Origin of the sequence: Streptomyces sp. AV19 (genome assembly GCF_015999245.1) — a bacterium.
Taxonomy (GTDB): Bacteria; Actinomycetota; Actinomycetes; order Streptomycetales; family Streptomycetaceae; genus Streptomyces.
The window spans coordinates 1-4,386 of the sequence record NZ_JAEAMR010000054.1; the positions used below are offsets into that span (position 1 = coordinate 1).

Here is a 4,386-nt window from a genome sequence, read left to right on the forward strand (position 1 = left end):
GTACCGCTGAGGGGGCGCGATCCCATGGGATCGCGCCCCCTCAGCGGTACCTGCTACTGGACTCGACGGAAGACCTCTGGACGCCCCAACGGCCCTTCCTCGTCCATAGCGTCGAGCAGCCGCTCGACCGCTGCGGAGAACAGGAAGACGACCAGCCCTCGCTTGGCAGCGGCGGTGATCACCATGTCAAGGTCACGGGCGACCTCCCACACCTGTTTGCTGACGCGGTAGTTGGACGGCCTGCCCGGCTCTGTATAACCTCCGCGAGCGAGCATGAACTCACGGATCATCGCTAGTTGCTCATCTGTTCCCTGAGGGATCCGGAGCATGGCTGCGTTGACGTAGTGCCCCTGCGCGAGCCTGCGGTTGTTGGACGAGCGTTTGTCAGCCGTGAGCCGTTCCTCAAGACGCTTCTTGACATCCGGAACCAGCCGGAAGCCCCAGGTGTCCCAGCCGTGGGAGTCGATGCGGTTGTCGAGAAAACTGTCCTGCAGAGCCGCGTGGGACCAGGGCCCCGCGGCCAGCGGGTCCTGTGGAGTCACCCGAGCCGACTCCGGGTCCTTGGTGGCAATCGGCGGAACGACAACGGAGGCAGGAGTGACAGTCTCCGGCGCCGGAGGTGCGGGAGGTGCCAGCACGGGAGCGTCCTGCATCTCCGGCGCCGGAAACGGCTCGGGGGCAGTCGCGGGAGGGGCGACGGGCTCCGGCGCCTGGTCCACAACGGTCTCTACTACTGCGGTCGGTACTGGCGCCGCAGCCTTCGGATCGGCCTTCCCCGATCGGGCACTCGGAAGGGATGCCTCGGATGAGGCTTCGTCCCCTCGCACAGCGGGAGTCGGGTGAGCGGACTCGGACTTGGGGTCAGGCTCGGCCACCGGCACCGGCACCGGCGCAGCGGCGCGCTGGGCAGCCGCGGGCGCTGGTACGGCGGCGGTGGCCGGAGGCGCATCCTGCACGGGGGCAGGGTGCGCGGGTTTGGAGGCCGGGGGGGACGCCGGTGCCGGAGTCGCCGTAACGGGGGGCTCCGGCGTGGGTACGGGAGGGGCGGACGCCGGCGGAGTCGGCTCGGCTGGGGGCTCAGATGTGGAGACGCCGCCCGCTTGCTTCAACTGTTCGAGCAGAGCGGCAGTGGAGTCGGAGCCACTGTTGAGGAAGCTCCCTGAGAAGGCGTCGGCCATGGAAGCACGCAGCACGTCGTTCTGTACACGCGGTTGAGTTCGACGCCTCTTGGCCTTGCCGTTCGGAGTGTCAGCCATTAGACGCCCGTCCGCTTCACGCGTCCGACCATTTCCACGGCGAGGTCGCGGTAGGAGACACTGGGCGGCTGGTTGGGGTTCTTGATGCAGACCGGCTGACCGTCGTCGAAGGCCTGGGAAATGAGCCCGTTCCGGCGGATCTCGGTCTCGAACATGTTGAGCTCGAGATCCTGGAGCCGGGCCACCACGTTGGAGTCCTCCAGCGTGCGCTTGGACGGCGGGTTGGCCTTGTTGAGCACAGTGCCAAGGAACCGTGGGTTGCTCTGATGCTGCGTGCGCTCATAGGTGGCCTCCGTGAGCCCCTTGACCACTGCGACACCGGGCACGGTCGCGTAGAGCGGCTCGCACACGGCGATGACGAAGTCCGCGGCCGCGAGCGCCACCGCGGAGAGCGCGCTCACACTCGGCGGAGTGTCGACAAGGATGACGTCGTAGTGGTCCCGAACCTCCTGGAGCACCTGACGCAGAATGAGCGTCCCTTGGAAGTCCATGCCCGCGATCTTGCGCTCGGCGTCGACCATCGTGCTCTGGACGGAGGCGAACAGGTCGAGTCGGCCCGCGCCTTCGAAACCGTCGAGGAGCTCGCTGCGGGAGTAGAACATCTCCGGGAGCGGCGTCTCCATCCCGTTGAGCCGGGCGTACAGCGCGAACCCTACGGAGCGTTGTGGCTGTGGGACGACCCCCAGCGCCACACCGGCCTGAGCCTGGGGCTCCAGATCCACGACGAGTACGCGCACTCCGTTTATCGCCAGGGCACTGGCCAGGTTGACTGTGGTGGTGGTCTTGCCCGGCCCTCCCTTCTGACTAGCGACCGCCAGTACTGCGCCCACAGCAGAGTCCTTCCTGTTCTACGGATCTCAACTTGCTGCCGCGTGACCCCGTCACTCTCAGCAGAAAATTCGTAAACGCCCCATTACGCACTGCTGTCAGCGCTGTCAGGTAAGACCGGTCAGCTATCGCGACGTGCACTGCTCTGGCCTTCCTGAGCGAAGAATGCGGACAGACTGCGGCTATCTGGGCAGCGGATCGGCATCTGTGGGTGCCGGGGCGCCACCTAGATTTCCCTGACAGGCTAGCAGTCGATCTCTGCTTCATCACACAACCCCTGCAGCCCCAGGGCGTGTCTCACCGACACTCTCCCCGCTTGGTCCACCCGCGCCTTCCTTGCCGGGCCGGACGCGTTCGGCCCGGCCACCTGCACCGCGAGCGCCGGTGCTGACTCCCGCCATCGTCGCGCCACCCCTTCCGACCTGTACGGAACACCGTCGAATCGAGCGGCCCAACAACCGGCATGCCCTGAGTGGTTCACGTTCTGCCCGCACGCTGGATCAGCGCTCCACCCGGGTGCCGGCACGGCGGTAGCTCTCAGCGAACAGCGCTGGTCACCACGTCAAAAGCCCTGGCCAGCCGGGTCGATCCCACAGGGCACTCTCTCCCCTGGTATGCCGTGTCCCCGGCACACCCACCGGTGCTGAGCACGCGTCGGCGAGTAGTAACCGTCCTCAGCCCCACCCAGGCGGCCAACGAATCAAGGCTCCGCCGAACCACCCCGGCACGAGGAAAGCCGCGAACCCATAACACCGTGAAAACACCTCGCGACACATCTGCAGTATCCAGCTAGCGCACAGTGACGGTGCCACCCGACCGATCGGCCATCCCGGAACCCGCCTGTCAGCACGCACCGGCACATGCCCGTACCGAGAGCTGCGCAGAGAGCCAAAACCACAATGAGCCACGCATGAACAGGCACACCCCTCCAGTGCTCCATGCGAGGAGCGATGAACACCAATGCTCCGGCATCCGAACGACCCTGAATCCAGCCGTCGCCACAAACGCCCGCGCAGACATACGAAGGCGCATCCATGCGCTGGAAGTTACACCTAGTCACCCATAAGAACGCGGATCCACACCGTCCGCCATATAGGAAAAGGCCCGTCCATGCAGACCAGCGTCCAACGCGGAAAGCATCCGAACGAACGCCCATGCCGGACAACGTGCGCGCACAGAGGAATGCGCACGAAGTAACACGCGAACGCGCGGCCATGAATGCCAACCGGATCACATGAAGCGAGTCATACGAGCAGTGCTCCCAACGAACCATCGGCCGACAAGGCCAACGCGACAACAGTCACCCCTTCGACCCGTCACGCGTGCACACATGAATCACTCTAGCCGAACCAACGCCCCTCCCCCACCACGAACCAACGCCTATCTGCACAGTAGTAGATCCGAGACAACACGCCTACCAAGACGCATGCCAAGTAGTGAACATGAACAGAGCCATTCGAGCCAGCCATCACCCATTCATCAGTCCCCGCCGTCACGCCTCCAAGCCGACAGGAATGCCTACATGCCACCATCGCACCGTCCATCCATGCACGCACACATGCATCTAGACGCACATTCAGGCATGCAAGTTACCGAACATAGCACCATTCATGTCTACGCCCATCTTGCCGCTCGAATGCCCATGCAGGTCGCCATGCGCAAGCTGTGAACTTGTGAAACTTGCAGGTGGTGGCGAGGTTCTATACGGAGGGACCGATCTCGAAGGTACCCCGGCAGAGGAGAGATGAGGGTAGATCGGGGTGCCAGAATGGTGAGGTGGGCGCGGTGCGAGGCGGTGCCGGAGGAGGGGCGCGAAAGATGCAGGGGCCGCCAGGGCGCCTGGGAATGAGGAGACGGCGCCAGAGGAGAGGTCCACGAGAGGGGGAAGGTCCTTCGATACATCGTCAACTACGTTGGCCACAGCACATAGCCCCATGCCCAGGATTCAAGGCCGGGGCTCCTCACGTACCCGACCCCGCTCCGTACCCTGAGGACGGGTCGACCAGTGCCGCGAGCGCCTGTAACAACTGTTCGGCGGTGCCCTGTATAGCGGGGCGGTGGTCCTTGCGCGCGGTGACGGCGGGCGCAAGGCGGGCGATGACCGAGGTCCCGGACTGAGGGGCGGAGACCGCAGCCCTGTCCGGGGACAGTGGGCCGAGCGCCCGGTGCGTGACCGGACACGGAGGGCAGGGCGCAACCTTCGCCGGTGACAGTGCACCGCCCGGCACCGAACGCACCGTGTCTTGATCTCAGAAGGTATCCGCTTACCGATCAGCAGGGTTGTCGATCGAACAAGGGTCCT

The 4,386-nt window shown here is 65.1% G+C and carries 2 protein-coding genes; both read right to left on the reverse strand.

Going from position 1 to position 4,386, the window contains the following annotated elements; genetic code table 11:
* Positions 1-53: 53 nt before the first annotated feature.
* Positions 54-542: a hypothetical protein gene (locus I5Q34_RS33040; RefSeq protein ID WP_199896191.1), complete on the reverse strand. Its 489-nt coding sequence runs from the start codon at positions 540-542 to the stop codon at positions 54-56.
* A 713-nt stretch (positions 543-1,255) separates the two neighbouring features.
* Positions 1,256-2,086, reverse strand: a complete 831-nt coding sequence (locus tag I5Q34_RS33045; protein WP_277965777.1) for a ParA family protein — start codon at positions 2,084-2,086, stop codon at positions 1,256-1,258.
* Between the last annotated feature and the right edge of the window lie 2,300 nt (positions 2,087-4,386).